Origin of the sequence: Pseudomonas sp. GM17 (assembly GCF_000282175.2) — a bacterium.
Classification (GTDB): Bacteria; Pseudomonadota; Gammaproteobacteria; order Pseudomonadales; family Pseudomonadaceae; genus Aquipseudomonas; species Aquipseudomonas chlororaphis.
The window spans coordinates 5,670,872-5,694,877 of sequence record NZ_CP124732.1; the positions used below are offsets into that span (position 1 = coordinate 5,670,872).

Annotated in this window: 24 protein-coding genes and 1 riboswitch; of the genes, 6 read left to right on the forward strand and 18 right to left on the reverse strand. The window is 63.9% G+C overall.

Translation table 11 applies throughout. The features are described 5' to 3' along the window. The first annotated feature begins 136 nt into the window (after window positions 1-136). Window positions 137-3,607, forward strand: a complete 3,471-nt coding sequence (locus tag PMI20_RS25175) for a hybrid sensor histidine kinase/response regulator (RefSeq protein WP_007927812.1) — start codon at window positions 137-139, stop codon at window positions 3,605-3,607. A 15-nt stretch (window positions 3,608-3,622) separates the two neighbouring features. On the opposite strand, the gene PMI20_RS25180 is transcribed toward PMI20_RS25175, so the two are convergent. Then, on the reverse strand, window positions 3,623-4,990 hold the full coding sequence (locus PMI20_RS25180) for a DNA recombination protein RmuC (protein ID WP_162136176.1): 1,368 nt from the start codon (window positions 4,988-4,990) through the stop codon (window positions 3,623-3,625). 175 nt (window positions 4,991-5,165) lie between these two features. Next, the gene (locus PMI20_RS25185; RefSeq protein ID WP_037035088.1) at window positions 5,166-5,489 is read right to left on the reverse strand and encodes an SEL1-like repeat protein; all 324 of its coding nucleotides are present in this window, start codon (window positions 5,487-5,489) and stop codon (window positions 5,166-5,168) included. Window positions 5,490-6,430: 941 nt separating this feature from the next. On the opposite strand from PMI20_RS25185, the gene PMI20_RS25190 reads away from it, so the two are divergent. From PMI20_RS25190 to PMI20_RS25200, 3 genes are all read left to right on the forward strand, one after another. Next, window positions 6,431-6,655, forward strand: a complete 225-nt coding sequence (locus PMI20_RS25190; RefSeq protein WP_007927809.1) for a hypothetical protein — start codon at window positions 6,431-6,433, stop codon at window positions 6,653-6,655. Window positions 6,656-6,928: 273 nt separating this feature from the next. Continuing rightward, entirely contained in the window at window positions 6,929-7,411 is a 483-nt protein-coding gene (locus PMI20_RS25195; RefSeq protein WP_007927808.1) for a hypothetical protein, read from the forward strand. A gap of 145 nt (window positions 7,412-7,556) precedes the next feature. Next, window positions 7,557-8,843, forward strand: a complete 1,287-nt coding sequence (locus tag PMI20_RS25200; RefSeq protein WP_007927807.1) for an OmpP1/FadL family transporter — start codon at window positions 7,557-7,559, stop codon at window positions 8,841-8,843. A gap of 73 nt (window positions 8,844-8,916) precedes the next feature. Here the strand turns inward: PMI20_RS25200 and PMI20_RS25205 are convergent, their stop codons facing one another. The 14 genes from PMI20_RS25205 to cobO form a co-directional block, all read right to left on the reverse strand. Next, complete coding sequence (locus tag PMI20_RS25205; RefSeq protein ID WP_007927806.1) at window positions 8,917-9,468, reverse strand: glutathione peroxidase; 552 nt, start codon at window positions 9,466-9,468, stop codon at window positions 8,917-8,919. 30 nt (window positions 9,469-9,498) lie between these two features. Beyond that, a complete protein-coding gene (locus PMI20_RS25210; protein ID WP_007927805.1) occupies window positions 9,499-9,660 on the reverse strand; it encodes a hypothetical protein in 162 nt (53 codons plus the stop codon). After that, window positions 9,657-10,859: an MFS transporter gene (locus PMI20_RS25215; protein ID WP_007927804.1), complete on the reverse strand. Its 1,203-nt coding sequence runs from the start codon at window positions 10,857-10,859 to the stop codon at window positions 9,657-9,659. The genes PMI20_RS25210 and PMI20_RS25215 overlap by 4 nt, the downstream gene beginning before the upstream one ends. 51 nt (window positions 10,860-10,910) lie before the next feature. Beyond that, window positions 10,911-11,315: a MarR family winged helix-turn-helix transcriptional regulator gene (locus PMI20_RS25220; RefSeq protein ID WP_007927803.1), complete on the reverse strand. Its 405-nt coding sequence runs from the start codon at window positions 11,313-11,315 to the stop codon at window positions 10,911-10,913. Between the two features lie 82 nt (window positions 11,316-11,397). Further along, entirely contained in the window at window positions 11,398-12,129 is a 732-nt protein-coding gene (locus tag PMI20_RS25225) for an adenosylcobinamide-GDP ribazoletransferase (protein WP_007927802.1), read from the reverse strand. A 2-nt stretch (window positions 12,130-12,131) separates the two neighbouring features. Next, window positions 12,132-12,707, reverse strand: a complete 576-nt coding sequence (gene cobC / locus PMI20_RS25230; protein ID WP_007927801.1) for an alpha-ribazole phosphatase family protein — start codon at window positions 12,705-12,707, stop codon at window positions 12,132-12,134. Next, the gene (cobT, locus tag PMI20_RS25235) at window positions 12,704-13,759 is read right to left on the reverse strand and encodes a nicotinate-nucleotide--dimethylbenzimidazole phosphoribosyltransferase (RefSeq protein ID WP_007927799.1); all 1,056 of its coding nucleotides are present in this window, start codon (window positions 13,757-13,759) and stop codon (window positions 12,704-12,706) included. The genes cobC and cobT overlap by 4 nt, the downstream gene beginning before the upstream one ends. Then, on the reverse strand, window positions 13,756-14,277 hold the full coding sequence (cobU, locus tag PMI20_RS25240) for a bifunctional adenosylcobinamide kinase/adenosylcobinamide-phosphate guanylyltransferase (RefSeq protein WP_007927797.1): 522 nt from the start codon (window positions 14,275-14,277) through the stop codon (window positions 13,756-13,758). Before cobU ends, cobT begins: the two co-directional genes overlap by 4 nt. A gap of 61 nt (window positions 14,278-14,338) precedes the next feature. Then, on the reverse strand, window positions 14,339-15,790 hold the full coding sequence (locus PMI20_RS25245; protein ID WP_007927795.1) for a cobyric acid synthase: 1,452 nt from the start codon (window positions 15,788-15,790) through the stop codon (window positions 14,339-14,341). After that, window positions 15,787-16,779, reverse strand: coding sequence for a threonine-phosphate decarboxylase CobD (gene cobD / locus PMI20_RS25250; RefSeq protein ID WP_007927793.1), 993 nt, complete (start codon window positions 16,777-16,779; stop codon window positions 15,787-15,789). Before cobD ends, PMI20_RS25245 begins: the two co-directional genes overlap by 4 nt. Beyond that, complete coding sequence (cbiB, locus tag PMI20_RS25255) at window positions 16,772-17,680, reverse strand: adenosylcobinamide-phosphate synthase CbiB (RefSeq protein WP_007927792.1); 909 nt, start codon at window positions 17,678-17,680, stop codon at window positions 16,772-16,774. The genes cobD and cbiB overlap by 8 nt, the downstream gene beginning before the upstream one ends. Further along, on the reverse strand, window positions 17,677-18,327 hold the full coding sequence (bluB, locus tag PMI20_RS25260; RefSeq protein ID WP_007927790.1) for a 5,6-dimethylbenzimidazole synthase: 651 nt from the start codon (window positions 18,325-18,327) through the stop codon (window positions 17,677-17,679). The genes cbiB and bluB overlap by 4 nt, the downstream gene beginning before the upstream one ends. Continuing rightward, complete coding sequence (locus PMI20_RS25265; RefSeq protein ID WP_007927788.1) at window positions 18,324-19,649, reverse strand: cobyrinic acid a,c-diamide synthase CobB; 1,326 nt, start codon at window positions 19,647-19,649, stop codon at window positions 18,324-18,326. The genes bluB and PMI20_RS25265 overlap by 4 nt, the downstream gene beginning before the upstream one ends. Beyond that, a complete protein-coding gene (gene cobO, locus PMI20_RS25270) occupies window positions 19,646-20,257 on the reverse strand; it encodes a cob(I)yrinic acid a,c-diamide adenosyltransferase (RefSeq protein ID WP_007927786.1) in 612 nt (203 codons plus the stop codon). The genes PMI20_RS25265 and cobO overlap by 4 nt, the downstream gene beginning before the upstream one ends. Before the next feature lie 80 nt (window positions 20,258-20,337). Further along, a riboswitch (cobalamin riboswitch) is annotated at window positions 20,338-20,573 on the reverse strand. A 163-nt stretch (window positions 20,574-20,736) separates the two neighbouring features. Here cobO and PMI20_RS25275 point away from each other — a divergent pair. Both PMI20_RS25275 and PMI20_RS25280 read left to right on the forward strand, forming a co-directional pair. Further along, a complete protein-coding gene (locus PMI20_RS25275) occupies window positions 20,737-21,318 on the forward strand; it encodes a hypothetical protein (protein WP_007927784.1) in 582 nt (193 codons plus the stop codon). A 72-nt stretch (window positions 21,319-21,390) separates the two neighbouring features. Then, complete coding sequence (locus tag PMI20_RS25280; protein WP_007927782.1) at window positions 21,391-22,710, forward strand: PQQ-dependent sugar dehydrogenase; 1,320 nt, start codon at window positions 21,391-21,393, stop codon at window positions 22,708-22,710. A 2-nt stretch (window positions 22,711-22,712) separates the two neighbouring features. Here the strand turns inward: PMI20_RS25280 and PMI20_RS25285 are convergent, their stop codons facing one another. Beyond that, complete coding sequence (locus PMI20_RS25285) at window positions 22,713-23,375, reverse strand: class I SAM-dependent methyltransferase (protein ID WP_007927780.1); 663 nt, start codon at window positions 23,373-23,375, stop codon at window positions 22,713-22,715. A gap of 24 nt (window positions 23,376-23,399) precedes the next feature. Beyond that, window positions 23,400-23,933: a C40 family peptidase gene (locus tag PMI20_RS25290; protein ID WP_007927778.1), complete on the reverse strand. Its 534-nt coding sequence runs from the start codon at window positions 23,931-23,933 to the stop codon at window positions 23,400-23,402. Window positions 23,934-24,006: the final 73 nt, after the last annotated feature.

Below are 24,006 nucleotides of genomic sequence, written 5' to 3' on the forward strand. Positions count from 1 at the left end.
CCTGATAGGCAGCCCTCTTCCCCCTGCGACACCTGGCCGCGCCAATACCTTGGTCGACACTGACGAACCCCGAACATCGTGCGAGACTGTCTGACCGGGTTGAAGCGCCCGGCGCGCCTTTATGTTCGGAGTTTCCATGTCGCTGTCCAGCGGGCTGATCGCCATCGTCGCCCTGGCCTATATGGCCATCATGTTCGCCATCGCCTTTTACGGTGACCGTCGCAGCGCGCCCTTGCCGCCGCGGGTGCGTGCCTGGGTGTACAGCCTGTCGCTGGCGGTGTATTGCACCAGCTGGACCTTCTTCGGCGCCGTCGGCCAGGCCGCCGAGCAACTCTGGTCGTTCTTGCCGATCTACCTGGGGCCGATCCTGCTGCTGGTACTCGCGCCCTGGGTCCTGCAAAAGATGGTGATGATCAGCAAGCAGGAAAACATCACCTCCATCGCCGACTTCATCGCCGCGCGCTACGGCAAGTCCCAGACCCTGGCGGTGGTGGTGGCGCTGATCTGCCTGGTCGGCGTGCTTCCTTATATTGCCCTGCAGCTCAAGGGCATCGTGCTTGGCGTGGACCTGCTGATCGGCGCGGGTGCCGATACCATGGGCACCCGCGCCCAGGACACGGCGCTGATCGTGTCGCTGATCCTGGCGCTGTTCACCATCGTCTTCGGTACCCGCAACCTCGACGCCACCGAGCACCACCGCGGCATGGTGCTGGCGATTGCCTTCGAATCCCTGGTCAAGCTGCTGGCCTTTCTCGCGGTCGGCGCCTTTGTCACCTATGGCCTGTACGACGGTTTCGACGACCTGTTCAGCCAGGCCATGCTCGCCCCGCGCCTGGAGCAGTACTGGGAAGAAACCATCAACTGGCCGTCGATGGTGGTGCAGACCGGCGTCGCCATGATGGCGATCATCTGCCTGCCGCGGCAGTTCCACGTCACCGTGGTGGAGAACATCGAACCCCAGGACCTGCGCCTGGCCAAGTGGGTGTTTCCCGCCTACCTGGCCCTGGCCGCGCTGTTCGTGGTGCCGATCGCCCTGGCCGGGCAGATGCTGCTGCCCAGCTCGGTGCTGCCGGATTCGTTCGTCATCAGCCTGCCCCTGGCCCAGGCCCATCCGGCCCTGGCCGTGCTGGCCTTCATCGGCGGCGCGTCGGCCGCCACCGGCATGGTGATCGTCGCCAGCGTGGCCCTGTCGACCATGGTCTCCAACGACATGCTGCTGCCCTGGCTGCTGCGCCGGCAGAGTGCCGAACGGCCCTTCGAAGTGTTCCGCCACTGGATGCTCTCGGTGCGCCGGGTCAGCATCGTGGTCATCCTGCTGCTGGCCTATGTCAGCTACCGCCTGCTAGGCTCCACCGCGAGCCTGGCGACCATCGGCCAGATCGCCTTCGCCGCGGTGACCCAACTGGCCCCGGCCATGCTCGGCGCGCTGTACTGGAAGCAGGCCAACCGCCGCGGCGTCTTCGCCGGATTGGCGGCCGGTACTTTCCTGTGGTTCTACACCCTCGTCCTGCCGATCGCCGCCCACAGCCTGGGCTGGTCGCTGAGCAGCTTCCCGGGCCTGGCCTGGCTGCACGGCAACCCGCTGAACCTGCCGATCACACCCTTGACCCAAGGTGTGGTGCTGTCGCTGGCCGGCAACTTCACCCTGTTCGCCTGGGTCTCGGTACTGTCGCGTACCCGGGTTTCGGAGCACTGGCAGGCCGGGCGCTTCATCGGCCAGGAAATCAGCGGCCGCCCCAGCTCTCGATCGATGCTCTCGGTGCAGATCGACGACCTGCTCAAGCTCGCCGCGCGATTTGTCGGGGAAGAACGGGCCCGCCAGAGCTTCATCCGCTTTGCCTACCGCCAGGGCAAAGGCTTCAACCCCAACCAGAACGCCGACGGCGAATGGATCGCCCACACCGAACGCCTGCTGGCTGGCGTGCTCGGCGCATCGTCCACCCGCGCGGTGGTCAAGGCCGCCATCGAAGGGCGGGAGATGCAGCTCGAAGACGTGGTGCGCATCGCCGACGAAGCCTCGGAAGTGCTGCAATTCAACCGGGCCTTGTTGCAAGGCGCGATCGAGAACATCAGCCAGGGCATCAGCGTGGTCGACCAGTCCCTCAGGCTGGTGGCCTGGAACCGTCGCTACCTGGAGCTGTTCAACTACCCCGACGGGCTGATCAGCGTCGGCCGGCCGATCGCCGACATCATCCGCCATAACGCCGAACGAGGCCTGTGCGGGCCGGGCGAGGCCGAAGTGCATGTCGCCCGCCGCCTGCACTGGATGCGTCAGGGCCGCGCCCACACCTCCGAACGGCTGTTCCCCAATGGCCGGGTGATCGAGTTGATCGGCAACCCGATGCCCGGCGGCGGCTTTGTCATGAGTTTCACCGACATCACCCCGTTCCGCGAGGCCGAACAGGCCCTCACTGAAGCCAACGAAGGCCTGGAGCAGCGGGTCGCCGAGCGGACCCACGAACTGTCGCAACTGAACGCCGCGCTGACCGAGGCCAAGGGCACCGCCGAGGCCGCCAACCAGTCCAAGACGCGTTTCCTGGCGGCGGTCAGTCACGACCTGATGCAACCACTGAATGCCGCCCGGCTGTTCTCTGCCGCCCTCTCCCACCAGGACGACGGTTTGTCCGCCGAAGCCCAGCAATTGGTCCAGCACCTGGACAGCTCCCTGCGCTCTGCCGAAGACCTGATCAGCGACCTGCTGGACATCTCCCGCCTGGAAAACGGCAAGATCAATCCGGAGCGCAAGCCGTTCGTGCTCAACGAACTGTTCGATACCCTGGGGGCCGAATTCAAGGTGCTGGCCCAGGAGCAAGGCTTGAAATTCCGCCTGCGCGGCAGCCGCCTCAGGGTCGACAGCGACATCAAGCTACTGCGTCGGGTTCTGCAGAATTTCCTGACCAATGCCTTCCGTTACGCCAAGGGGCCTGTGTTGCTGGGCGTGCGCCGCCGCGGCAATCAGCTGTGCCTGGAAGTCTGGGACCGTGGACCGGGGATTCCACTGGATAAGCAGCAAGTGATCTTCGAAGAATTCAAACGCCTCGACAGCCACCAGACCCGCGCCGAAAAAGGCCTGGGCCTCGGGTTGGCGATCGCCGACGGGCTGTGTCGCGTGCTCGGTCACGGCCTGCAAGTACGCTCCTGGCCGGGCAAGGGCAGCGTCTTCAGTGTCAGCGTGCCTTTGGCCAAGGCGGCCGTCAGCGCACCGAGGCAAGTGGCCGAACTTAACGGCCATCTGCTGTCCGGCGCCCAGGTACTGTGTGTCGACAACGAAGACAGCATCCTGATCGGCATGAACAGCCTGCTCAGCCGCTGGGGCTGCCAGGTCTGGACCGCGCGTAACCGCGAAGAATGCGCGGCGCTGCTCAATGATGGCGTGCGCCCGCAACTGGCATTGGTGGACTATCACCTGGACGATGGCGAAACCGGCACCGAGGTCATGGCCTGGCTGCGTACCCAGTTGGGTGACCCGGTGCCAGGCGTGGTGATCAGCGCCGACGGGCGCCCCGAGATGGTCGCCGAGGTGCACGCCGCTGGGCTGGACTACCTGGCCAAGCCGGTGAAGCCCGCGGCGTTGAGGGCGCTGCTGAGCCGGCACCTGCCGCTCTGATAGCCCGCTCTCGAATCAATCCGGCAGTTCAAGCAACGCGCCGTCGGCATCGGTCATCGCCCGCTCCAGCAGGTCCGCCGGCAGGCTCTTGCTGGCACGCGCCCCGAGCAACCGCAGTTGCTCGCTGCGGCTGACCAGGTTGCCACGCCCCTCGGTCAGCTTGTTGCGCGCGGCGCTGTAGGCCTTGTCCAGTTGCTGCAGACGATTGCCGACTTCATCCAGATCCTGAATGAACAACACGAACTTGTCGTACAGCCAACCGGCGCGCTCGGCGATTTCCCGGGCGTTCTGGCTCTGCCGCTCCTGCTTCCACAGGCTGTCGATCACTCGCAGGGTAGCCAGCAAGGTGGTCGGGCTGACGATCACGATATTGCGGTCGAAGGCTTCCTGGAACAGGTTGGGCTCGGCTTGCAAGGCAGCGGAAAAAGCTGCCTCGATGGGCACGAAGAGCAACACGAAATCCAGGCTGTGCAAGCCTTCCAGACGCTTGTAATCCTTACCGGCCAGGCCTTTGACGTGATTGCGCAAGGACAGTACGTGCTGCTTCAGCGCCGCCTGGCCGATCACTTCATCGTCCGCCGCGACAAACTGCTGGTAGGCGGTCAGGCTGACCTTGGAGTCCACCACCACCTGCTTGTCGCCGGGCAGCATGATCAGCACGTCGGGCTGGAAACGCTCGCCGTCGGGCCCTTTGAGGCTGACCTGGGTCTGGTACTCACGGCCCTTCTCCAGGCCGGCATGCTCCAGTACCCGCTCGAGAATCAGCTCGCCCCAGTTGCCCTGGGTTTTCTGGCCCTTGAGCGCACGGGTCAGGTTGGTCGCCTCGTCGCTCAAGCGCAAGTTCAGCTGTTGCAGGCGCTCGAGCTCCTTGCCGAGGGAAAAACGCTCGCGCGCTTCGGCCTGATAACTCTCTTCGACCCGCTTCTCGAAGGACTGGATGCGCTCCTTGAGCGGGTCGAGCAATTGTCCGAGACGCTGCTGGCTGTTCTCGGCAAAACGCTGCTCACGCTCGTCGAAGATCTTGCCCGCCAGCTCGGCGAACTGCGCCCGCAGCTCGTCCCGCGAGCCTTGCAGGTCGCTCAGGCGCTGCTGGTGGCTTTCCTGCTGCTCGCGCAACTCGGCATTCAATGACGCGGCCTGGGCGTCCAGGCGCCGCAGTTCAGCTTCCTTGTTGGTCCGCTCAAGGTTCCAGGCGTGGGCGGCATCACGGGCGTTGTCGCGCTCGATCTGCAACAACTCGACTTCTCGGCGCACCGCCGCCAGGTCGGCCTGCTTCACGGCATTGGCCTGGCCCAGGTCGCTGATCTCGTCGCGACAGGCATCCAGCTGGGCGTTCAAGCCATCCTGCGCCAGCAACGCCGTGGCCAGGCGTTCCTCCAGCAGGGACAGTTCGGTTTGGCGGGAGCTCAGACGGCGTTGCAGTTGCCAGGCGAGCGCCACCAAGGGCAATGCCGCGCCTGCCAGACCGAGCAGTACGCTGGTCAAGTCCATAGCCATAGCCACTCCAGACAGTGAAATAAAGCTTGAAGGTTAACCAAGGGACCGAGGCTTGGACAGCTCAGTCCTCGATCTGGCCAAGCTCCAGCTGGGCGCGGCGATCGCCAGCCCGTGCCGCCTGGCGCAGCAGGTCATGACCGATCCGCCGATCGCGGGCGTTGCCGCATTCGCGGCACATCAGTTGGCCGAGACGGCTCTGCGCCGCCACTACCCCTTCCCGGGCAGGCTGCTTGAGCAAATGCCCGGCAAAGTGCTTGACGTTCCGGTTATCACCCAGGCGCGGGCTGTCGAGCAGCCACATGGCCACACGTAACGAAAAACGCTTGGGCTCGGTAACACTGGAAGAGGCAGAGGTAACAGAAGGTGACACTGAGCGAAACTTCATAAAGCACTGTAGGGCAGATCGGAAGGCGCGCCACTCTACTCCTTTTTTCACACGCGTAAAGTCGAAAAAACTCGGCACGCCCGTGCTAGAGCAAGCGCTTGGGACAATCCACAGAAGCTGTGGATAACTCAGTGGACAACCGCCCTACAAGTCTCCGAAAGCCGCATGGGACGGGGCCCGCAGTCAAACTGACGATTTTTTCACCAGTAAAAAAAACCGATGTTTTTCATTGACTTAAATTTTCATCGCAGGCATTGGAGGGCCCGACAGGTGAGGTGACAGGCCGGTGACAGTCCGCGCAACTATTGTGCACAAGTGCCCTTGATCCGGTTATATCGGTGCACCTTTTTCGCCCGTTCACGGGAGAACGGCAGCGAAGACCAAAGCTCCAGTAACAACTTTCTGCTCAACTATGGTGGAAAGGCCGGCCTGCCTCGTTCACGACCTCGCCCCTGTGACGCTCATAACCATTTTGCCTAACACACTTGCACCAGCTACATCAATCCGTTATCATCCACAGCGTTAGTACCAAGCTGAAAGTCAATTCTGGTCGAACAAGTCCCCCGGTTCAGCTTCCCTGAAGAGAAGTTTCTACCGACTACATGGGATCGACCACCTCGCTGGTTTCCAGGTAAAGCTTTCGCCGACACTGCCTTTGAACACATTGCAAAGGATGTCGCGAAGCCCTTTTTACTCTGACCGAACCAACCTGCAAATTGATCAGGATCTTCACCTGGGGCCCAGAACCTTAACCCCTGCTGTGATTGCCTGCCCTCCTAAGTACCTACCTGCCAGCCCTAGCGCGCACTTGATAAAGCGCTTCCAACTGGCTGCTTTGTTCCAGTCGGGTTCTTCGTTCGACCAATGGTGGTCGGCGTTACTGGAACGTTTTAACGTTGCACGGTTCTTAACCGTGTCATTTGTAGGAACACCCAATAACTATGTCTACTCAAATCCAGACTCAGGATGCCATTCGCACCCTTACCAATGCTTTTGCTCCAATGAACTGCCTGATCATGGCCGCTCGCAAAGGCTGCTTCAGCTTCACCCTGGTCAACGAACACGGTATCGCTCGTCACAGCGAACGCCTGTACCCCGATCAGTATTCCAGCGCCGAGCCGCTGCAAGCGGTGATCGAGCGCACCCGTCAGGCCCTGACCGCCTGAGACGCCAGAGCGCTGAAAACCCGAAGCCCCGCCTGAATAGCGGGGCTTTTTATTACCTGTTATTTCGATTTTCCCGCCTTCGGCTAAAGCACCATCCGGTATAACGGTTATAACAGGAAGCCGGAAATATTTTAAAAACAGGCCTTTACAGCAACGATATGACACTACACTTCAACTCAAGCGGCATGATCCGCTTCCGGCGAGCCTGACCGATCCATCGCTGCCAAGCTCCCCCATCAGGCCTCGCCGGCCACTTCACGCTTCGAGGGCTTTATGGGTATCGCCGCCAGCGAACTGTGCCGCTACGTGATCCGCCCGACCCTGATCTATCTGGGCAACCACAGTCGCACCGCAGAATCATTGCTGCTAGGCATCGCCGCCAGTCAATCCGCCCTCGGCTCCGCCCTGCACGACCGCAGAGGCCACGGCCTCTACCGCATCGCCGAACCCCGCCACCAGGCACTCTGGGACCACTACCTGGCCCTGGACCCGGAACGCGCCAGCCTGGTTCGCGGCCTGGCCAGCCAGCATGCATTCCTCAGCGGGCCGCATCTGGAACTGACCGTCAACCTGCGTTACGCCACCGCCATCGCCTGGCTGCTGGTAGAAGAGCAGAACACCCCGCTCCCCGAAGCCGATGACCTGGTCGGCATGGCTCGTATCTGGAAGCAGATCTTCCAGCCACAAGGACGTCTGCGGGACTTCGCCGATGCCTGGCAGACCTGTGTTGCGCCACTGAATCAGGTCGCCTGCTGACCGGACTTTTTGCAAGATCGCGCAAACAAGCGCAATTTTGGTCGGATTGTCCTACAAAACCGCTCTATCTCAAGCCATACAGCCTATAGCGTTGAGGAGGAAATGTTGGTAATTTTCGCTCCGGTGATCACCAGGAGTTCTAATAATGAAAAAAGTAATACTCAAAACCAGTCTTAGCCTTGCCGTTACCATGGCATCCACCCAACTTTTCGCAAGCGGCTTTGCCCTGAACGAACAAAGCATCAGCGGCATGGGTACTGGTTTCGCCGGTCGATCCTCTGCTGCCGACGATGCAAGCACAGTTTTTGGTAACCCTGCCGGTATGTCGCGCCTGAAACGCCAGCAAGTCACTGGCGGCCTCGCGGCCATCGACGCGTCCACCGATATCAACGACGCCAGCGGTAGCCAGAGAGGGACCAACAAAGGCGATATGGTGCCGTTCACCGCCGTCCCAATGGCCTACTACGTCAAGCCTATCGATGACCAGTGGGCCTTCGGCCTGGGTGTCTACGCCCCGTTCGGCCTGATCACCGACTATGAAAGCGGCTTCCAGGGCCGTAACTTCGGCAGCAAAAGCGAAGTTAAAGTCGTCACCTTCCAGCCAACCGTCAGCTATGCCTTCAACGACAAGGTGTCGATCGGTTTCGGCCCGACCATCAACCGCATCTCCGGCACCCTGGAATCCGCGCTGACCACGCCACTGTCGCCTAACGATGGCAATGTCCAGATCAAGGGTGACGATATCGGCTACGGCTACAACATCGGTGTGCTGGTCCAGGCGACCGATACCACTCGCGTGGGCCTGACTTATCACTCGAAGGTCAAGTACAAGCTGGAAGGCCACACCGAAGTCAGCCCAGGCGCCGGTACTCCGGGCGCCCTGCTGCGCGGTGCTCGCTACGACGCCTCGCTGGACATCACCACCCCTGAGTCGGCCGACCTGTCGGTGACCCAGGACCTCAACGATGCCTGGAAACTCTACGCCGGTGCGACCTGGACCCGCTGGAGCCGCCTGAAAGACATCACCGTGCAAAACGAAGGCGTAACCGCCAGCGCCGGTGGTCTTCTGGCCCCGGGTGCGCTCAGCACCGTCGAGGAAAAGCAGAACTGGCACGACACCTGGGCCTATGCCATCGGTACTTCCTACCAGTTGAACAAGCAGTGGGTATTGCGTACCGGCCTGAGCTTCGACCAGTCGCCGGCCAACAACACCAACCGTTCGCCACGCATCCCTACCGGCGACCGGACCATCTTCAGCCTCGGCGCCGGCTGGAGCCCAACTGAAGACCTGACCATCGACGTGGCTTACTCCTACCTCAAGGAAGAGAAGGTCAAGGTCAACAACAGGAACCAGCAGCTCGGCCAGTCTTACAGCGCCGAGTACGAAAACAGCGCGAACGGCTTCGGCGTGGGTGCAACCTACCGCTTCTAAAGCCTGACGGTCTGAACGAAAAAGCCCCCGCATCCAAGGATGCAGGGGCTTTTTTATTGACCGTGGATAACCCTCAAGGCTTGGACGCCAGCGCCTGTTCCACGGCCTCGATCAGTTCAGGACTGTCCGGCTTGGTCAGGCTGGAGAAATTGGCGATCACCTTGCCCTGGCGATCGACCACATACTTGTAGAAATTCCACTTCGGCGCACTGCTCTGCTCGGCCAGAACCTTGAACAGGTGCACCGCGTCCGGGCCTCGGACCTGCTGCGGCTCGGTCATGGTGAAGGTGACGCCGTAGTTCGCATAACAGACCTTGGCCGTCTCCGCGCCATCCTTGGACTCCTGCTTGAAGTCATTGGACGGCACGCCTACCAGTTCCAGCCCCTGATCCTTGTAACGCTGGTACAACGCCTCGAGCCCCTTGAACTGCGGGGCGAAGCCGCAAAAGCTCGCGGTATTGACCACCACCAGCGGCTTGCCGACAAAGCGTTGGCACAGGTCGATGGACTCCTTGGCGCGCAGCTTGGGCAGCGAACCCTGCAACAGCGACGGGCATTCGCCCGCCCAGGCCGAACCGGCAAACACCATGAGTACAGCTGGAACAGCAAGCCAGCGCACTAACATATTCAACTCCTTGAAAGTACCGTCAGGGGGTCAAACTACTCGCCCGGCGGACGCCCTAGCAAGCGCTTCCTGGCAGACGCCCATGCCCAACTGCATCAGCGCCAGCCCACCCTGGTGCCAGCCCCACCAGGCCACCGCCAACAGCGCGACGACAGCCACCAGACTGACCCAGCGCAAGCCTGTCCGGCTCATGCCGCGCTCGCCTGCAGACGGGCAACCGGACGCTCGCGCACCGGCCAGTTCAGGGCCGCGGCCAGCAGACTGAGGAGAATCGCCACCTGCCAGATCAAGTCATAACTCCCGGTTCGATCGTAGACCACCCCGCCGAGCCAGCCGCCGAGGAACGAGCCCAACTGGTGAAACAGAAACACGATGCCGCCCAGCATGGAAAGGTTGCGCACCCCGAACAAGGTGGCCACCGTGCCATTGGTCAGCGGCACCGTCGACAGCCACAGGAAGCCCATGGCCATGCCGAACAGATACGCACTGACTTGCGTCACCGGCAGCCAGAGAAACAGGCCGATGACCACCGCGCGTAACAGGTACAAACCGGTCAGCAAGCGCGGTTTGGACATGCGCCCACCCAGCCAGCCGGCGGTATAGGTACCGAAGATATTGAACAGGCCGATCAGCGCCAACACCGTGGTGCCCACCGTGGCCGGCAAGTGCTGGTCCACCAGGTAGGCCGGCAAATGCACGCCGATGAATACCACCTGGAAACCGCAGACGAAAAAGCCGAACGCCAGCAGCCAGAACCCGGAATGGGAACAGGCCTCACGCAAGGCCTCAGAGAGGCTCTGCTCATGGCCCAGGCTGGGCAGCGGCTTGTCCTTGAGCATGCTCACCAGCGGCACGATCAATGCCACCAGCAACCCCAGCACCAACAGTGCCGAGGACCAGCCGAGCCAGCCGATCAAACCCAGGGTACCCGGCAGCATGGCGAACTGACCGAACGAACCGGCCGCACTGGCGACTCCCATGCCCATGCTGCGTTTCTCCGCCGGCAGCGCGCGCCCCACCACGCCGAGAAGCACTGAAAACGAGGTCCCCGAAAGCCCGATACCGATCAGCAAGCCGGCGCTCAACGACAGCGACAGCGGCGAATCGGCCAACCCCATGAACAACAGGCCCACGGCGTACAGCACACCGCCGACCAGCACTACCTTCGCCGCACCGAAGCGGTCGGCCAGGGCTCCAGTGAAGGGCTGGGCCAGGCCCCAGATGAGGTTCTGCAGGGCAATGGCAAAGGCAAACACCTCGCGCCCCCAGCCGAACTCCGCGCTCATGGGCGGCAGAAACAGCCCGAAGCCATGTCTTATCCCCAGGGACAAGGCCAGGATCAGCGCACTCCCGAGAAGAACCCAACCGCTGGTACGCCACATCGAAGTCATTTTATTCTCCATTTACGGGTATATACCCGCTTATCATCGAACGAAAGGCCTTCACGCCAGTTCGTTCAGCAAGGCCAGCAAGGTTTCGCGTTTTTCTGCACCCAGACGATCGATCAAGCGCTGTTGCGCCGCTTCCCAGGCCGGCAAGGCCGCCAGCAGTCGCTGCTGGCCCTCATCGGTCAGCTGGACGATGCGATTGCGTTGATCCTCGCCTTCGGACAACCGGACCAGGCCCTCGCCTTCCAGCACCCGCAGGTTACGGCCCAGGGTACTGCGGTCCAGGCCCATGGCCTCGGCCAGGCTGGAAATGCTCGGTTGGTCCAGGCGCTGCAGGTTACTCAGCAAGGAATACTGGGCAACGTTGATCCCGAAGCCGTCGAGAGCGCCGTCGTAGAACCTGCTGACGCCACGGGCGGCGCGCCGCAGGTTGGTGCACAGACATTGAGAAGGAAGCATGGTGCGTGTATATACCCGCGATTAAGGGAATGCAAGAAATTTGCATAGTTCAGGGCGCAAATAAAACCCGCGCTCCGCCTTTCTACAACAGCGCCAACCCCACCAGGACCGCCACCTCCAACAATTCCAGCAGAGCGCCCGCCGTGTCCCCGGTGGTGCCGCCCAGACGGCGCAGCATCAACTGACGCAAACCGGCAAACACCAGGCCCGCCAGCAGCAACGCCAACACCGCGCTATAGCCACCGAGCACTACGCACACCAACACAGTAAGCGCCAGCACCCACTTGCCGGCCAGACGCGGCAGATGATTCGCCAACGCCTGCCCAAGGCCACCAGGGCGCACATAAGGCGTGCAGAGGAACAATCCCAGCAAGGCGCCGCGACCGATCAGCGGCGCCAGCAGCAAGGCAACGCCGGCCTGCTGCTCGATCAGCGCCACCAGCGCGGCGAACTTGAGCAGCAACACCAGCCCCAGGGTGACCACGGCAATCGGCCCGCTGCGCGGGTCCTTCATGATCGTCAGCGTGCGCTCGCGATCGCCGAAGCCGCCCAGCCAGGCATCCGCGCTGTCGGCCAGCCCATCCAGATGCAAGGCACCGCTGAGCAGCACCCAGACCGTCAGCAACAACGCCCCATGCAGCAACAGCGGCGCGCCCATCAACAACTGGTTCAGCCCCCAGAGCAGCAGCCCGAACAGCAGGCCGATCAACGGGTAGAACAACAACGACCGGCCCATTTCCTCGGGCGACGGCATGCCCGGCAAACGCACCGGAAAACTGCTGAGAAATTGCAGGGCGATCCAGAATGGCAGCACGCTCAGACTCCTTCGCTCAATACCAGGCCAGCCTCGACAGTCAGGGCGAACAAGGCACCGTGAGCAACCTCGACATTCAGTAACTGCTCGCGCGGCAAACCTCGGGCCCGGGCCAGCAACAAGCGCATCACCCCGCCATGACTGACCAGCAGCACCCGCTCGCCGGCATAACGCTGATGCAGACGTTCGACCGCCCCCAGCACCCGCGCGGAAAACGCCAGCACCGGCTCGCCCTGCGGCGGGGTAAAGGCATAGGGATCGGCCCAGAACCGCCCCAGCGCCTCAGCGTCGGTCGCCATCAGCGCCGCCGCGCTCTGCCCTTCCCAGGCACCGAAATGCAGCTCCTGCAGATCCGGGTCCAGGGTCACCGGCAGCGCCAGGCGCGCCCCCTGTTCCTCGGCAAAACGCGCGCAGCGTTGCAAGGGCGAACTCACCAGCCGATCCCAGGGCCCCCGGCCTGCAACAGCAGCACGCATCTGCTGCCATCCGGCATCGGTCAGGGCATCGTCGAGGCTGCCGCGCAGGCCACCACCGAGCTCGGTTTCGCCGTGGCGCAGCAGGTCCAGGCGCAAGGTCATGCCGGACGATCCGCCACGGCCGCTTCGGCAAAAGTCGCCATCTGCCCGTGCAGGTCGCAGGCCAGGCGCAGCAACGGCACCGCCAGCGCCGCGCCACTGCCCTCACCCAGGCGCAGGCCGAGGTCCAGCAAAGGCTCGGCCTCGAGGGTTTGCAGGATATGCCGATGCCCCGGCTCGGCCCCACGGTGGCCGAACAGCAGCCACGGGCGGCACTCGGGGTTCAGCCGCACCGCCACCAGCGCCGCCACGCTGCAAATGAAACCATCGACCAGCACCGCGACGCCTTCCTGGGCACAGGCCAGGTAGGCCCCAACGAGCGCGGCGATCTCGAAACCGCCAAGGTTGAACAAAGTCTGCAAGGCATCGCCACGCTGGGCGGCATGCCGGCTCAAGGCCCGCTCGATCACCTGCGCCTTGTGGCTGACACCCGCCGCATCCAGGCCGGTGCCCGGCCCCGCGAGGTGCGCCACCGGAATATCCAGCAAGGCGCAGGCCACGGCGCTGGCCGCGGTGGTGTTGCCGATGCCCATCTCGCCGCCGATAAACAGTTCGCTGCCCTGCTCGACGGCCCGCAGCACACTGTCACGTCCGGCCTGCAGGGCCTGCTCGCCCTGGACCTGGGTCATGGCCGGCCCCTCGACGAGGTTCCGGGTGCCCGCCCCCAGGTTCAAATGCCGCACGCCGGGCAGGTTCAAGCCGGGCGTCACCGTGCCGAGATCGACCACTTCCAGGCGTGCCCGCAGCTGCCGCGCCAACACGCTGATGGCTGCGCCGCCGCTGACGAAGTTGTGCAGCATCTGCCCCGTGACTGCCTGCGGATAAGCCGAAACACCCTCGGCCACCACCCCGTGGTCGCCGGCGAAAATCGCAATCCACAGCTGCTCCAGGCCAGGCTTGACCCGCCCCTGCAAGCCGGCCAGCTGTACCGCGACCCGCTCCAGCTGCCCCAGCGAACCCGCGGGCTTGGTCAATTGCTGCTGACGCGACTGCGCCGCCTCCAGGGCTTGAGTGTCGAGCGCCTTGCACGGCCGCAGCCACCAGAAGTCATTCATAACGCAGTTCCTTTCAGAGTCAGGGGCAGGCCGGCCACCGTCAGCACTACCCGCTGACAACGCTCGGCCAGGGCTTGATGCAGCCAACCGGCTTCATCGACATAACGGCGAGTCAATTCGCCCAGCGGCACGACACCCATTCCGGTCTCGTTGCTGACAAAAATGATTTCGCCCGGCAGCGACGCCAGGCACTCCAGCAGCGCTTCGCGCTCACTGGCGAGCCGCTGGGCATCCTCCAGCAGCAACAGGTTGGTCAGCCACAAGGTCAGGCAATCCACCAGCAGGCAGCGCTCGGCGCTCGCGCTTTCGCGCAGCACCCGCGCCAATTCCAACGGCTCCTCGATCAATGCCCATTGGGCCGGACGCCGTTCGCGGTGATGCGCGATGCGCTGATTCATTTCGCCGTCCAGCGCCTGGCTGGTGGCGATATAGGTCACGGCCAGGCCGCTCCCGCCGGCGAGCTTTTCCGCCAGGCGACTCTTGCCGGAACGGGCACCGCCGAGGATCAGTTGCAACATGCTTGGAAACCCTTGAATTGAGGTACAGCCACAGCGGCGCGGCAATGCCGGCACCGACGCTCTAAAGCCCGCAAAGCTGGCGCAGGTGCTCGGTGTCCAGGTGCCGCTCCACCAGATCGGCCAGGCGCTCGATATCGCGCTCGCGCAAGGCGTGGTAGTCGACCGCCTGCACCTCGCGCAAACCCGCCCAGCGCAGCAACGCACTGCAGGCCGCCGGCGCCTCGAACAGACCGTGCAGGTAGGTGCCGAGAATCTGCCCGTCGTCGCTGCGCGCGCCGTCGCAGCGACCGTCGTCCAGGGTCACGGCGGCCAGTTCCAGCGCAGGCCCCGTCGTGACGCCGGCATGGATCTCATAACCGCTGACCTCGGCTTCCTCCAGCGCCAGACGTCCACGCACATTGCGCAGCTGCTTCTCTTGTTCCAGCACCGTTTCGAACGCCAGCAGCCCCAACCCCGCGCTGGAGCCTGGCGCGCCTTCCAACCCCAAAGGGTCGTGCAGCTGCTCGCCGAGCATCTGCAAACCGCCGCAGATGCCCAGCAGCTTGCCGCCGTAGCGCAGGTGCCGGGCGATGGCCGTGTCCCAGCCCTGGGCGCGCAGGTACGCCAGGTCGCTGCGCACGCTTTTCGAGCCGGGCAGGATGATCAGGTCGGCCGGCGCAATCGCCTGGCCGGGACCGATGAATTGCAGGTCCACCTGGGGGTGCAGGCGCAGCGGGTCGAAGTCGGTGTGATTGCTGATGCGCGGCAATACCGGCACCAGTACTTTCAGCACCTGCTCGGCCTTGTCGGCCTGACGCTGGTCGATACCGTCTTCGGCTTCCAGATGCAGGTCCAGCACATAGGGCAACACGCCGATCACCGGCTTGCCGGTACGCGCTTCGAGCCAGTCGAGGCCCGGTTGCAACAGGGCGATATCGCCGCGAAAACGGTTGATGATGAAACCTCTGACCCGCGCCTGCTCGCTTGGCGACAACAGCTCCAGGGTGCCCACCAGATGGGCGAAAACCCCGCCACGGTTGATGTCAGCGATCAGCAGCACCGGGCAGTCCACCGCTTCGGCAAAGCCCATGTTGGCAATGTCGCCGGCCCGCAGATTGATCTCCGCCGGCGAGCCCGCGCCTTCCACCATCACCACCGGATAGGCCGCGCTCAGGCGTTGGTGAGAGGCCAGCACCGCCTGCATGGCGATAGCCTTGTAGTCGTGATAGGCCACCGCGTTCATGGTGGTCACCGCGCGACCGTGAATGATCACCTGGGCCCCAGTGTCACTGTTGGGTTTGAGCAGCACCGGGTTCATGTCGGTGTGCGGCTCCAGGTGCGCGGCCTGGGCCTGTACTGCCTGGGCCCGGCCGATCTCGCCACCGTCGGCGGTCACCGCGCTGTTGAGGGCCATGTTCTGCGGTTTGAAGGGCACGACGCTGACGCCCTGGCGCGTCAGCCAGCGGCAGAGCGCCGTCACCAGGGTGCTTTTACCGGCGTCGGAAGTGGTGCCCTGCACCATCAGGGTGGTCATGGATGTTCCTTGGCGTAGGCGACGAAGGCCTGTTCGAGACGCGACCAGTCGGCTTCGTCGGCCGGCAGGCCGAAGCGCAGGCTGCTGTTGTGGGTGAACAGCCGCAGCAGGATGCCCCGGCGCGCCATGAACTCATGCAACAGCTCGGCGCGATCGGTGATCAGCCACTGGAACAGCGCACAGCCACCCTGGGGTTTCAGGCCATGGCGCTCGAGCAACTGCGCCAGGCGCAGGCTCGCCGCTTCGCTGCGCACGCGTTGCCGCTCATGGCCTTGGCTGTCACGCAGGCACACCTGGCCCAGCACCCGGGTCGGCCCACTGACGGCCCAGGGGCCGACCTGCTCGGCCAGCAGCTTGAGCAGCTTGCGCTCGGCCAGCACGAAGCCCAGGCGCACCCCGGCCAGGCCGAAAAACTTGCCGAAGGAACGCAGGACGATCAACCCCACCTGATCGGCCTGGGCCGCCAGGCTCAGCTGGGGAGTGTTGTCCATGAAGGCTTCGTCGACCACCAGCCAGCCACCGCGCTGCGCCAGGCGCGCATGCCAGTCCAGCAGGCGCTCCGGGGTCAGGCTCAAGCCCGTGGGGTTGTTCGGGTTGACCACCACCAGCACGTCCAGGCTGTCGAGGAAAAAGTCCACTTCCTGTTCCAGCACTTCCCGCACGATGTAGCCGCTGCGGCGCCAGGCTTCGGCGTGCTCGGCATAACAGGGCGACAGCACGCCGACCTTGCCGGCGCGGCGCAAACGCGGGAGCAGCTGGATCGCCGCCTGGGAACCGGGCACCGGCAACACATGGGCCGCGCCGTAGTAGTCGCGGGCCGCCTGCTCCAGGCCATCGTCGGTTTCCGGCAGGCGCGCCCAGGCCCGCATCCCGATCTCGGGAATCGGCCACGGCCAGGGTGCCAGGCCGCTGGACAGGTCCAGCCAGTCGGCCTCGGCGATGCCGTATTGCTCGGCCGCCTTGCGCAGGCGACCACCATGCTCAAGCATAGAACTCAGCTCCCACGCAGAGAATCAGCAGCCATAACCAGACCCCGCGCTGCACCAGTTGCCAGCCGCGATCGATGGACGAGGCATCGGCCGCCACGCCTTCGCCCAATTGCGGGCGCTGGTGCAGTTCGCCGTGATAGATCGCCGCGCCGCCCAGCTCGACGCCCAGGGCACCGGCCCCGGCCGCCATCACCGGCCCGGCATTCGGGCTGTCCCAGGTCGGCCCCTGGCGGCGCCAGCATTTCAGCGCCAGGCGGGTCTTGCCCAGCAACGCATAAGTCAGGGCTACCAGGCGGGCTGGAATGTAGTTGAGCAGGTCGTCGATCTTCGCCGCCGCCCAGCCGAAACGCTCGAAACGTTCATTACGATAGCCCCACATCGCATCCAGGGTATTGCTCAGGCGATAGAGCACCACGCCCGGCGCGCCGGCCACGGCAAACCAGAACAAGGCGGCGAACACCGCGTCGCTGCCGTTTTCCAGCACCGACTCGGTGGCGGCGCGGGCGACTTCGGTGGCATCCAGCTCGCTGGTCTGCCGGCTCACCAGATAACCGACCCGCTGCCGCGCCTGGTCCAGGTCGTCGCTGCGCAAGGCCTGGGCCACCGGCTCGACATGCTCGCCGAGGCTGCGCAGGCCAAGGGCGCAATACAGCGCCAGGATCTCGAACAACCAGCCGATGTAGGGCAGCCAGGAAAACAGGGTTGCCAGCAGGGTCAGCGGCAGCACCGCGATGACCCAGGCGGTGACGCCATGACTGCGCCAGCCGCGGCCACCGGAGTTGAAGCGTTGCTCGATGCGATCGGCAAAACGACCGAACGCCACCAGTGGATGCCAGCGCTTGGGTTCGCCCAGCAACGCATCCAGCGCCACTCCGGCGACACTCAGCAACGCCACACTCATTGACTCACTCCCCAGTAATTTTCATACAGCAATTCACTCAGCGGACGCTCCCGCGCCCAGCCTTCGAGCACCAGCATCGGCGCCGGGTAAAACTCGCCGACCGGGCCCAGGCACAGCACCGCCAGCGGCTTGGCCCCGGCCGGCAGGCCGAGCAGCTCAGCCAAGGCAGCAGGCTCGAACAGCGACACCCAGCCCATGCCCAACCCTTCGGCCCGGGCCGCCAGCCACAGGTTCTGAATCGCGCAGGAAAGCGAGGCCAGGTCCATTTCCGGCAGGGTGCGGCGGCCGAAAATATGCCGCTCACGGTCGTCCATCAGCGCCGCCACCAGGACCTCGGCGCAGTCGTTGATGCCTTCGACCTTGAGCTTCATGAACTCATCGGAGCGTTCGCCCAGGGCCTCGGCGGTGCGTACCCGCTCCTCTTCCACCAGTTGCTGGATTTGCCCGCGCAACGACCGGTCACTGATACGGATGAACCGCCAGGGCTGCATCAGGCCGACGCTGGGCGCCTGGTGCGCCGCCTCCAGCAGGCGACACAAGACCTGCGGCTCGACCGTGCCACCGACGAAGTGACGCATGTCACGACGCTCGGCGATCGCGCGATAGACCGCGTCGCGCTCGGCCGCGGAAAAGGCGTTGTCGCTCATGGGCGCCGCGCGAGCACGCTCGCTCCTGCCGGCGCCAGCAGGGACGCCACCGCTTCGGGGTTGGACGGAAAATAGAAATGCACATAAGAGGCGGTCATCCGCCCTTCGCGGTAAACCGCTTCCGCGCCGCGCCCGCCATTCGGGCTCAGGCCGCGAGCGATCGGCGCAAGCTCGGTGCTGGTCAACGAATGATGATAGGTATGCCCGCGCAACGAACCTTCCGGCAACTCCACCGCCTGCAAGGCCAGGGCCGCCAGGCGCTTTTGCATCACCGCATCGCCGGGCAACAGGCCCAGCAGTTCGGCGCGCTCGCCGTCGACGTCGGTCAGGGAATCCAGCAGATACAACATGCCGCCACACTCGGCGAGCAAGGGTTTGCCTGCGGCATGATGCGCGCGGATCGCGCTGAGCATCGAGCCGTTCGCCGCCAGCGCCCGGTGATGCAGCTCCGGGTAACCGCCCGGCAGATACAGGCTGTCCGCCTCCGGCAGCGTCGCGTCATGGATCGGCGAGAAAAAGACCAGCTCGGCGCCCATGGCCCGCAACAGATCCAGGCTCGCGCCATAGGTAAAGGCAAAGGCTTCGTCACGGGCCACGGCAATGCGCACGCCGGCCAACAACGGTTCGACGGCAACCACCTGGGGAGCGGCGAACGCCACGGCGGGCGGTAAGGCCACTTCGCAGCTGTCAGCCAAGGCGGCCGCGGCGGCGTCGAGACGCAGATCCAGATCGTTGAGTTCGCTGGCCTGCACCAACCCCAGATGGCGGCTGGGCAGTTCGATGCCGGTCTCCCGGGACAGCGCGCCGTACCAGCGCAAGCCCTCGGTCAGGCTGCCTTCGAGCAACTGCGCATGCCGCAGGGTGCCGACGCGGTTGGCCAGCACGCCGGCGAACGGCAAGTCCGGCTGATAACGCGCCAGCCCCAGCGCCAGGGCGCCGAAGGTCTGGGCCATGGCGGTGCCATCGATCACCGCGAGCACTGGCACCCCGAAATGCCGCGCCAGGTCGGCGCTGGACGGCGTGCCGTCGAACAGCCCCATCACGCCTTCGATCAGGATCAGGTCCGCCTCGCCGGCGGCCTCCCATAACAGGCGGCGGCTTTCCTGCTCGCCGACCATCCACATGTCCAGTTGATACACCGGCGCACCGCTGGCGCGCTCGAGGATCATCGGGTCGAGAAAATCCGGGCCGCACTTGAACACGCGCACCTTGCGCCCCTGATTGCGATGCAGGCGGGCAAGCGCGGCGGTCACGGTGGTCTTGCCCTGACCGGAAGCCGGCGCGGCAATCAATACCGCCGGGCAATGACGGGCATCACTCACAGTTCGACGCCTTTTTGCGCTTTGATCCCGGCCTGGAAGGCATGCTTGACCATGCCCATTTCGGTGACGGTGTCGGCCAGCTCGATCATCTCTGGCTTGGCGCCACGTCCGGTGACCACCACATGCTGCATCGGCGGTCGCGCCTGCAGGTCGCTGAGCACCTGATCCAGGTCCAGATAGCCGTGCTTGAGGGCGATGTTCAGTTCATCGAGCACCACCAGGCCGATCGTCGGATCGCTCAGCAGTTCGCGGGAAACCGCCCAGGCCGCTTCGGCCGCGGCGATGTCGCGCTGGCGGTCCTGGGTTTCCCAGGTGAAGCCTTCGCCCATGACATGGAAACGCACCTGCTCCGGGAAGCGCCGGAAGAACAATTCCTCGCCAGTGCTGTTGCGGCCCTTGATGAACTGCACCACGCCGCATTGCATGCCGTGGCCCATGGCCCGCGCGAGCATGCCGAAGGCCGAGCTGCTTTTGCCTTTGCCGTTGCCGGTCAGCACCAGCAGCAAACCGCACTCGTTCGGCGAGTTGGCGATGCGTTCATCGATCACGGCTTTTTTGCGCAACATGCGCGCCAGATGGCGTTCGTCACGATCGGGGGATTCAGTCATGGGGCAGCTCTCCGTTGGGGCTGGATAACGGGGGGCAGGAATAGGAATAGACGGCGCAAGCCTGGCATCGCCCACCGTGATGCCGTTGGATGGATCAGGCCGGTCTCCGGGCTTGTGAGTGGCTGGGATGCCCAACTGCGCGCCTTCCCATGTCGACAGTCGACACAGTGGCATCAGGCGCAGTCTTGACTCACTTACCGTTGCGGGGGCAGCGCCGGAATCATCGTGCGTGCGCCTTCGGCACGCGTACTCACCGGCTTCCCTGTTTCACTCTGTCGACCCAAGGCCACAGAGCACCTGAAACAAGTCGCGAAGGTTAGAGGGTTGGGGGTGGAGCGTCAATTAAAGCCCCGCAGATCGGCGAATGCTGCATATCGGAAAAATGACGCCAATCTTGTGCCACACTCAGTGCAGTGATATCAAATAGCCATAATCTCGTTAAAAAACTCCAATATCTGAACAATAATAGGAAAAGTCCGATGCAAGGCATGATCATCAGCAATCCGAAACTGGAATTCCTGCGCCCTGCCCTGGAACGCTGGTTCGATTGCATCGACCGCTACAACACCGTGCGCGGCGATAACGAAAGCCCGTACTGGTTCGACGAAAAAGCCAACCTGGGAATGCTCTCGGCGGCAGCCTGGATGGCGGAGATGGTCACCCTGGAACACGCACCGAGCAAAAAACAGCTCGAGGACGGCGACCGCAGCGGCCGCACCGACCTGTACATCGCCACGCAGGAGGAACGCGTCTATATCCAGACCACCCAGCGCTGGCCCCGGGTCAACAGCCTGCACCTGACCCAACCGTTGCTGGATGCCGCCAGCGACGCGAAAAAAGCCAGCTACCCCAGCGACCTGAAACTCGGCTGCCTGTTCGTCACGCCACAGAAAACCCAGCACAGTGCCACTCCGGAAGAATTGCAGGACATGGTCGACGACCTGCAAAAGGAACACTGCTGCGCCGTGGCCTGGTACTTCCCCTATGCGTACCGCAAATTGCGCAACGAAGCCGGCAACTATCACCCCGGCGTTGCCGTGCTGTTCAAGGAAGCACGCTGAGCAGGTGGAACCATCGTCCATCTGTGCTTCTCTATGACTACACCGACTTCGTGCATTCATAGGGAAATCAGCATGCTCAAGCTTCGATACGCAATCCTTGTCGTCGTCGCCACAGGCCTCACCGCCTGTGGCGAGACCTCCACCCTCCAGGTCTCCGACGGCACCGGCCCCTCGCCGAAACTGCCCGAACCGAACAAGACCCTGTTCCCGACCGTGAACATCGCGCCCGCAATCGGCTGGCCGCAAGGCGCCAAACCGGTGGCCGCCGCCGGCACCCAGGTCGCCGCATTCGCCGAAAGCCTGGACCATCCGCGCTGGTTGTACGTGCTGCCCAACGGCGACGTACTGGTGGCGGAGACCAACGCCCCACCCTCCCCCGATGACAGCAAAGGTATTCGTGGCTGGATAGCCAGCAAGATCATGAGCCGCGCCGGGGCCGGCGTGCCCAGCCCGAACCGCATCACCCTGCTGCGGGACAAGGATCACGATGGCGTGGCGGAAACCCGTACGGCATTCCTGGAAAACCTCAACTCGCCGTTCGGCATGACCCTGGTGGGCAATGACCTGTACGTCGCCGATACCGATCGCCTGCTGCGCTTCCCCTACAAGGACGGCGACACCAGGATCAGCGCCCAGCCGACCAAGGTGGTGGACCTGCCTGGTGGCAAGCTGAACCACCACTGGACCAAAAACGTGATTGCCAGCAAGGACGGCAGCAAGTTGTACGTCACGGTCGGCTCCAACAGCAACGTCGGCGAAAACGGCATGGACCAGGAAGAAGGCCGTGCCGCCATCTGGGAAGTCGACCGCGCCAGCGGCAAGCAACGGATTTTCGCCTCAGGCCTGCGCAACCCCAACGGCATGGCCTGGGAGCCGCAAAGCGGCCAGCTGTGGACCGCGGTCAACGAGCGCGACGAGATCGGCAGCGACCTGGTGCCGGACTACATCACCTCGGTCAAGGACGGCGCCTTCTATGGCTGGCCATTCAGTTATTACGGCCAGCATGTGGACGTGCGAGTCACTCCGCAAAACCCGGACCTGGTGGCCAAGGCCATCGCCCCGGATTATGCCGTCGGCCCGCATACCGCCTCCCTGGGCCTGGCCTTCGCCGAAGGCAGCAAGCTGCCGGCGCCGTTCACCCAAGGCGTGTTCATCGGCCAGCATGGCTCGTGGAACCGCAAGCCCCACAGCGGCTACAAAGTGATCTTCGTACCCTTCGCCAACGGCAAGCCGGTAGGCCAACCGGTGGACGTCCTGACCGGTTTCCTCAACGCTGACGAGAAAGCCATGGGCCGCCCGGTCGGCGTAGTGATCGACAAGCAAGGGGATCTGCTGGTAGCCGATGATGTCGGCAACAAAGTCTGGCGCGTGTCAGCAACCAAGGCGCAATAGGTTCAGCGCTTGCGGCACAGGGTCAAGCCGTCCCCCAGGGGCAGCAGCGACAGGTCGACACGCGGGTCATCCTTCAAGGCGCGATTGAGTGCCTGGATGGCCCGGGTGTCTTCACTCTGGGGATTTTCCTCCAGCACCCGACCGCTCCACAGCGTGTTATCGAACACCGCCAACCCGCCCACGCGTAGCAGGCGCAGGGCACTTTCCAGGTAAGCCGGGTAATTGGCCTTGTCGGCGTCGATGAAGACCAGGTCGAAACCACCCTCGCCCTCCTCCTGCTCGATCCTGGCCAAGGTCTCCAGGGCCGGTGCCAGGCGTAACTCGATCCGTCCGGCGACACCTGCTTCCTGCCAGTAACGGCGCGCGGTGGCGTTGTAGTCGCCCGGGATGTCACAGCAGATCAGTTGACCATCCTCCGGCAAGGCCGCGGCCATGGACAAGGCGCTGTAGCCGGTGAAGGTCCCCACCTCCAGCACACGCCGGGCACCGATCAGCTTGATCAGCAACGCCAGGAACTGACCCTGCTCGGGCGCCACCTGCCAGCGCGCCATGGGCAGCGCCTGGGTTTCGTCACGCAGACGGCGCAACAGCGGCGTTTCGCGCAGGGAAACGTCGAGCAGGTAGTGATAGAGGGCGTCGTCGAGGTTGAGGGTACGAGCGGTCATGGCAACCTCGACGCAGAGACAGGACTAAGGATTGTGCGCCAGATGCTCTGGTTGCAGCACGCGCTTGGCGCTCAGGTAGGCTTTTTGCCAATAGGCCTTGGACAGACTGTCCAGCTTCACCGTGCCGCCGGTGGCCGGCGCATGGACGAAGCGGCCTTCGCCGACATAGATGCCCGCATGGCTGACCTGGGAACCGCCATTGGTGGCAAAAAATATCAGGTCGCCGGTCTGCAAGGCGTTCTTGCCGACATTCGGTGCCCGCATGCCGATCATTTCGCGGGTCGAGCGCGGCAGCGAGATACCGGCTGCGTCGCGATAGACGTAGCCGATCAGGCCACTGCAATCGAAACCGGAGTCCGGTGTGTTGCCGCCCCAGCGATAAGGCGTGCCCACCAGGCCCAACGCACGAAACAGCACGTCTTCGGCAGCCGGCGAGAAGGTCTGGGGAGTGTTGAATACGGGAGCACGTACCACGGGCGCGGGTGGCGGGGTACGACTGGCGCACGCGCTGAGCAGCGCGGCGAGAACGATCAATGCAAGGCGGGCCGACGTCGACATATGCAGAACAATCCTGATCTGGATGCGGCTTTCTCTGCCGTGAGGCCGAAAACAAAACCGCGTAAGCAGGACT

What these genes read in the sequence shown, in the direction of transcription:
- cbiB (WP_007927792.1), bottom strand. Translation starts at nt 17,680, where the DNA reads ATGAGTGTGGCGTTGCTGAGTGTCGCCGGAGTGGCGCTGGATGCGTTG.
- PMI20_RS25190 (WP_007927809.1), top strand. Translation starts at nt 6,431, where the DNA reads ATGTCTACTCAAATCCAGACTCAGGATGCCATTCGCACCCTTACCAAT.
- bluB (WP_007927790.1), bottom strand. Translation starts at nt 18,327, where the DNA reads ATGAGCGACAACGCCTTTTCCGCGGCCGAGCGCGACGCGGTCTATCGC.
- PMI20_RS25220 (WP_007927803.1), bottom strand. Translation starts at nt 11,315, where the DNA reads ATGCTTCCTTCTCAATGTCTGTGCACCAACCTGCGGCGCGCCGCCCGT.
- cobO (WP_007927786.1), bottom strand. Translation starts at nt 20,257, where the DNA reads ATGACTGAATCCCCCGATCGTGACGAACGCCATCTGGCGCGCATGTTG.
- cobD (WP_007927793.1), bottom strand. Translation starts at nt 16,779, where the DNA reads ATGCTTGAGCATGGTGGTCGCCTGCGCAAGGCGGCCGAGCAATACGGC.
- PMI20_RS25205 (WP_007927806.1), bottom strand. Translation starts at nt 9,468, where the DNA reads ATGTTAGTGCGCTGGCTTGCTGTTCCAGCTGTACTCATGGTGTTTGCC.
- cobT (WP_007927799.1), bottom strand. Translation starts at nt 13,759, where the DNA reads ATGAATGACTTCTGGTGGCTGCGGCCGTGCAAGGCGCTCGACACTCAA.
- PMI20_RS25290 (WP_007927778.1), bottom strand. Translation starts at nt 23,933, where the DNA reads ATGTCGACGTCGGCCCGCCTTGCATTGATCGTTCTCGCCGCGCTGCTC.
- PMI20_RS25195 (WP_007927808.1), top strand. Translation starts at nt 6,929, where the DNA reads ATGGGTATCGCCGCCAGCGAACTGTGCCGCTACGTGATCCGCCCGACC.
- PMI20_RS25275 (WP_007927784.1), top strand. Translation starts at nt 20,737, where the DNA reads ATGCAAGGCATGATCATCAGCAATCCGAAACTGGAATTCCTGCGCCCT.
- PMI20_RS25215 (WP_007927804.1), bottom strand. Translation starts at nt 10,859, where the DNA reads ATGACTTCGATGTGGCGTACCAGCGGTTGGGTTCTTCTCGGGAGTGCG.
- PMI20_RS25185 (WP_037035088.1), bottom strand. Translation starts at nt 5,489, where the DNA reads ATGAAGTTTCGCTCAGTGTCACCTTCTGTTACCTCTGCCTCTTCCAGT.
- PMI20_RS25285 (WP_007927780.1), bottom strand. Translation starts at nt 23,375, where the DNA reads ATGACCGCTCGTACCCTCAACCTCGACGACGCCCTCTATCACTACCTG.
- cobC (WP_007927801.1), bottom strand. Translation starts at nt 12,707, where the DNA reads ATGACCTTGCGCCTGGACCTGCTGCGCCACGGCGAAACCGAGCTCGGT.
- cobU (WP_007927797.1), bottom strand. Translation starts at nt 14,277, where the DNA reads ATGTTGCAACTGATCCTCGGCGGTGCCCGTTCCGGCAAGAGTCGCCTG.
- PMI20_RS25175 (WP_007927812.1), top strand. Translation starts at nt 137, where the DNA reads ATGTCGCTGTCCAGCGGGCTGATCGCCATCGTCGCCCTGGCCTATATG.
- PMI20_RS25245 (WP_007927795.1), bottom strand. Translation starts at nt 15,790, where the DNA reads ATGACCACCCTGATGGTGCAGGGCACCACTTCCGACGCCGGTAAAAGC.
- PMI20_RS25200 (WP_007927807.1), top strand. Translation starts at nt 7,557, where the DNA reads ATGAAAAAAGTAATACTCAAAACCAGTCTTAGCCTTGCCGTTACCATG.
- PMI20_RS25210 (WP_007927805.1), bottom strand. Translation starts at nt 9,660, where the DNA reads ATGAGCCGGACAGGCTTGCGCTGGGTCAGTCTGGTGGCTGTCGTCGCG.
- PMI20_RS25280 (WP_007927782.1), top strand. Translation starts at nt 21,391, where the DNA reads ATGCTCAAGCTTCGATACGCAATCCTTGTCGTCGTCGCCACAGGCCTC.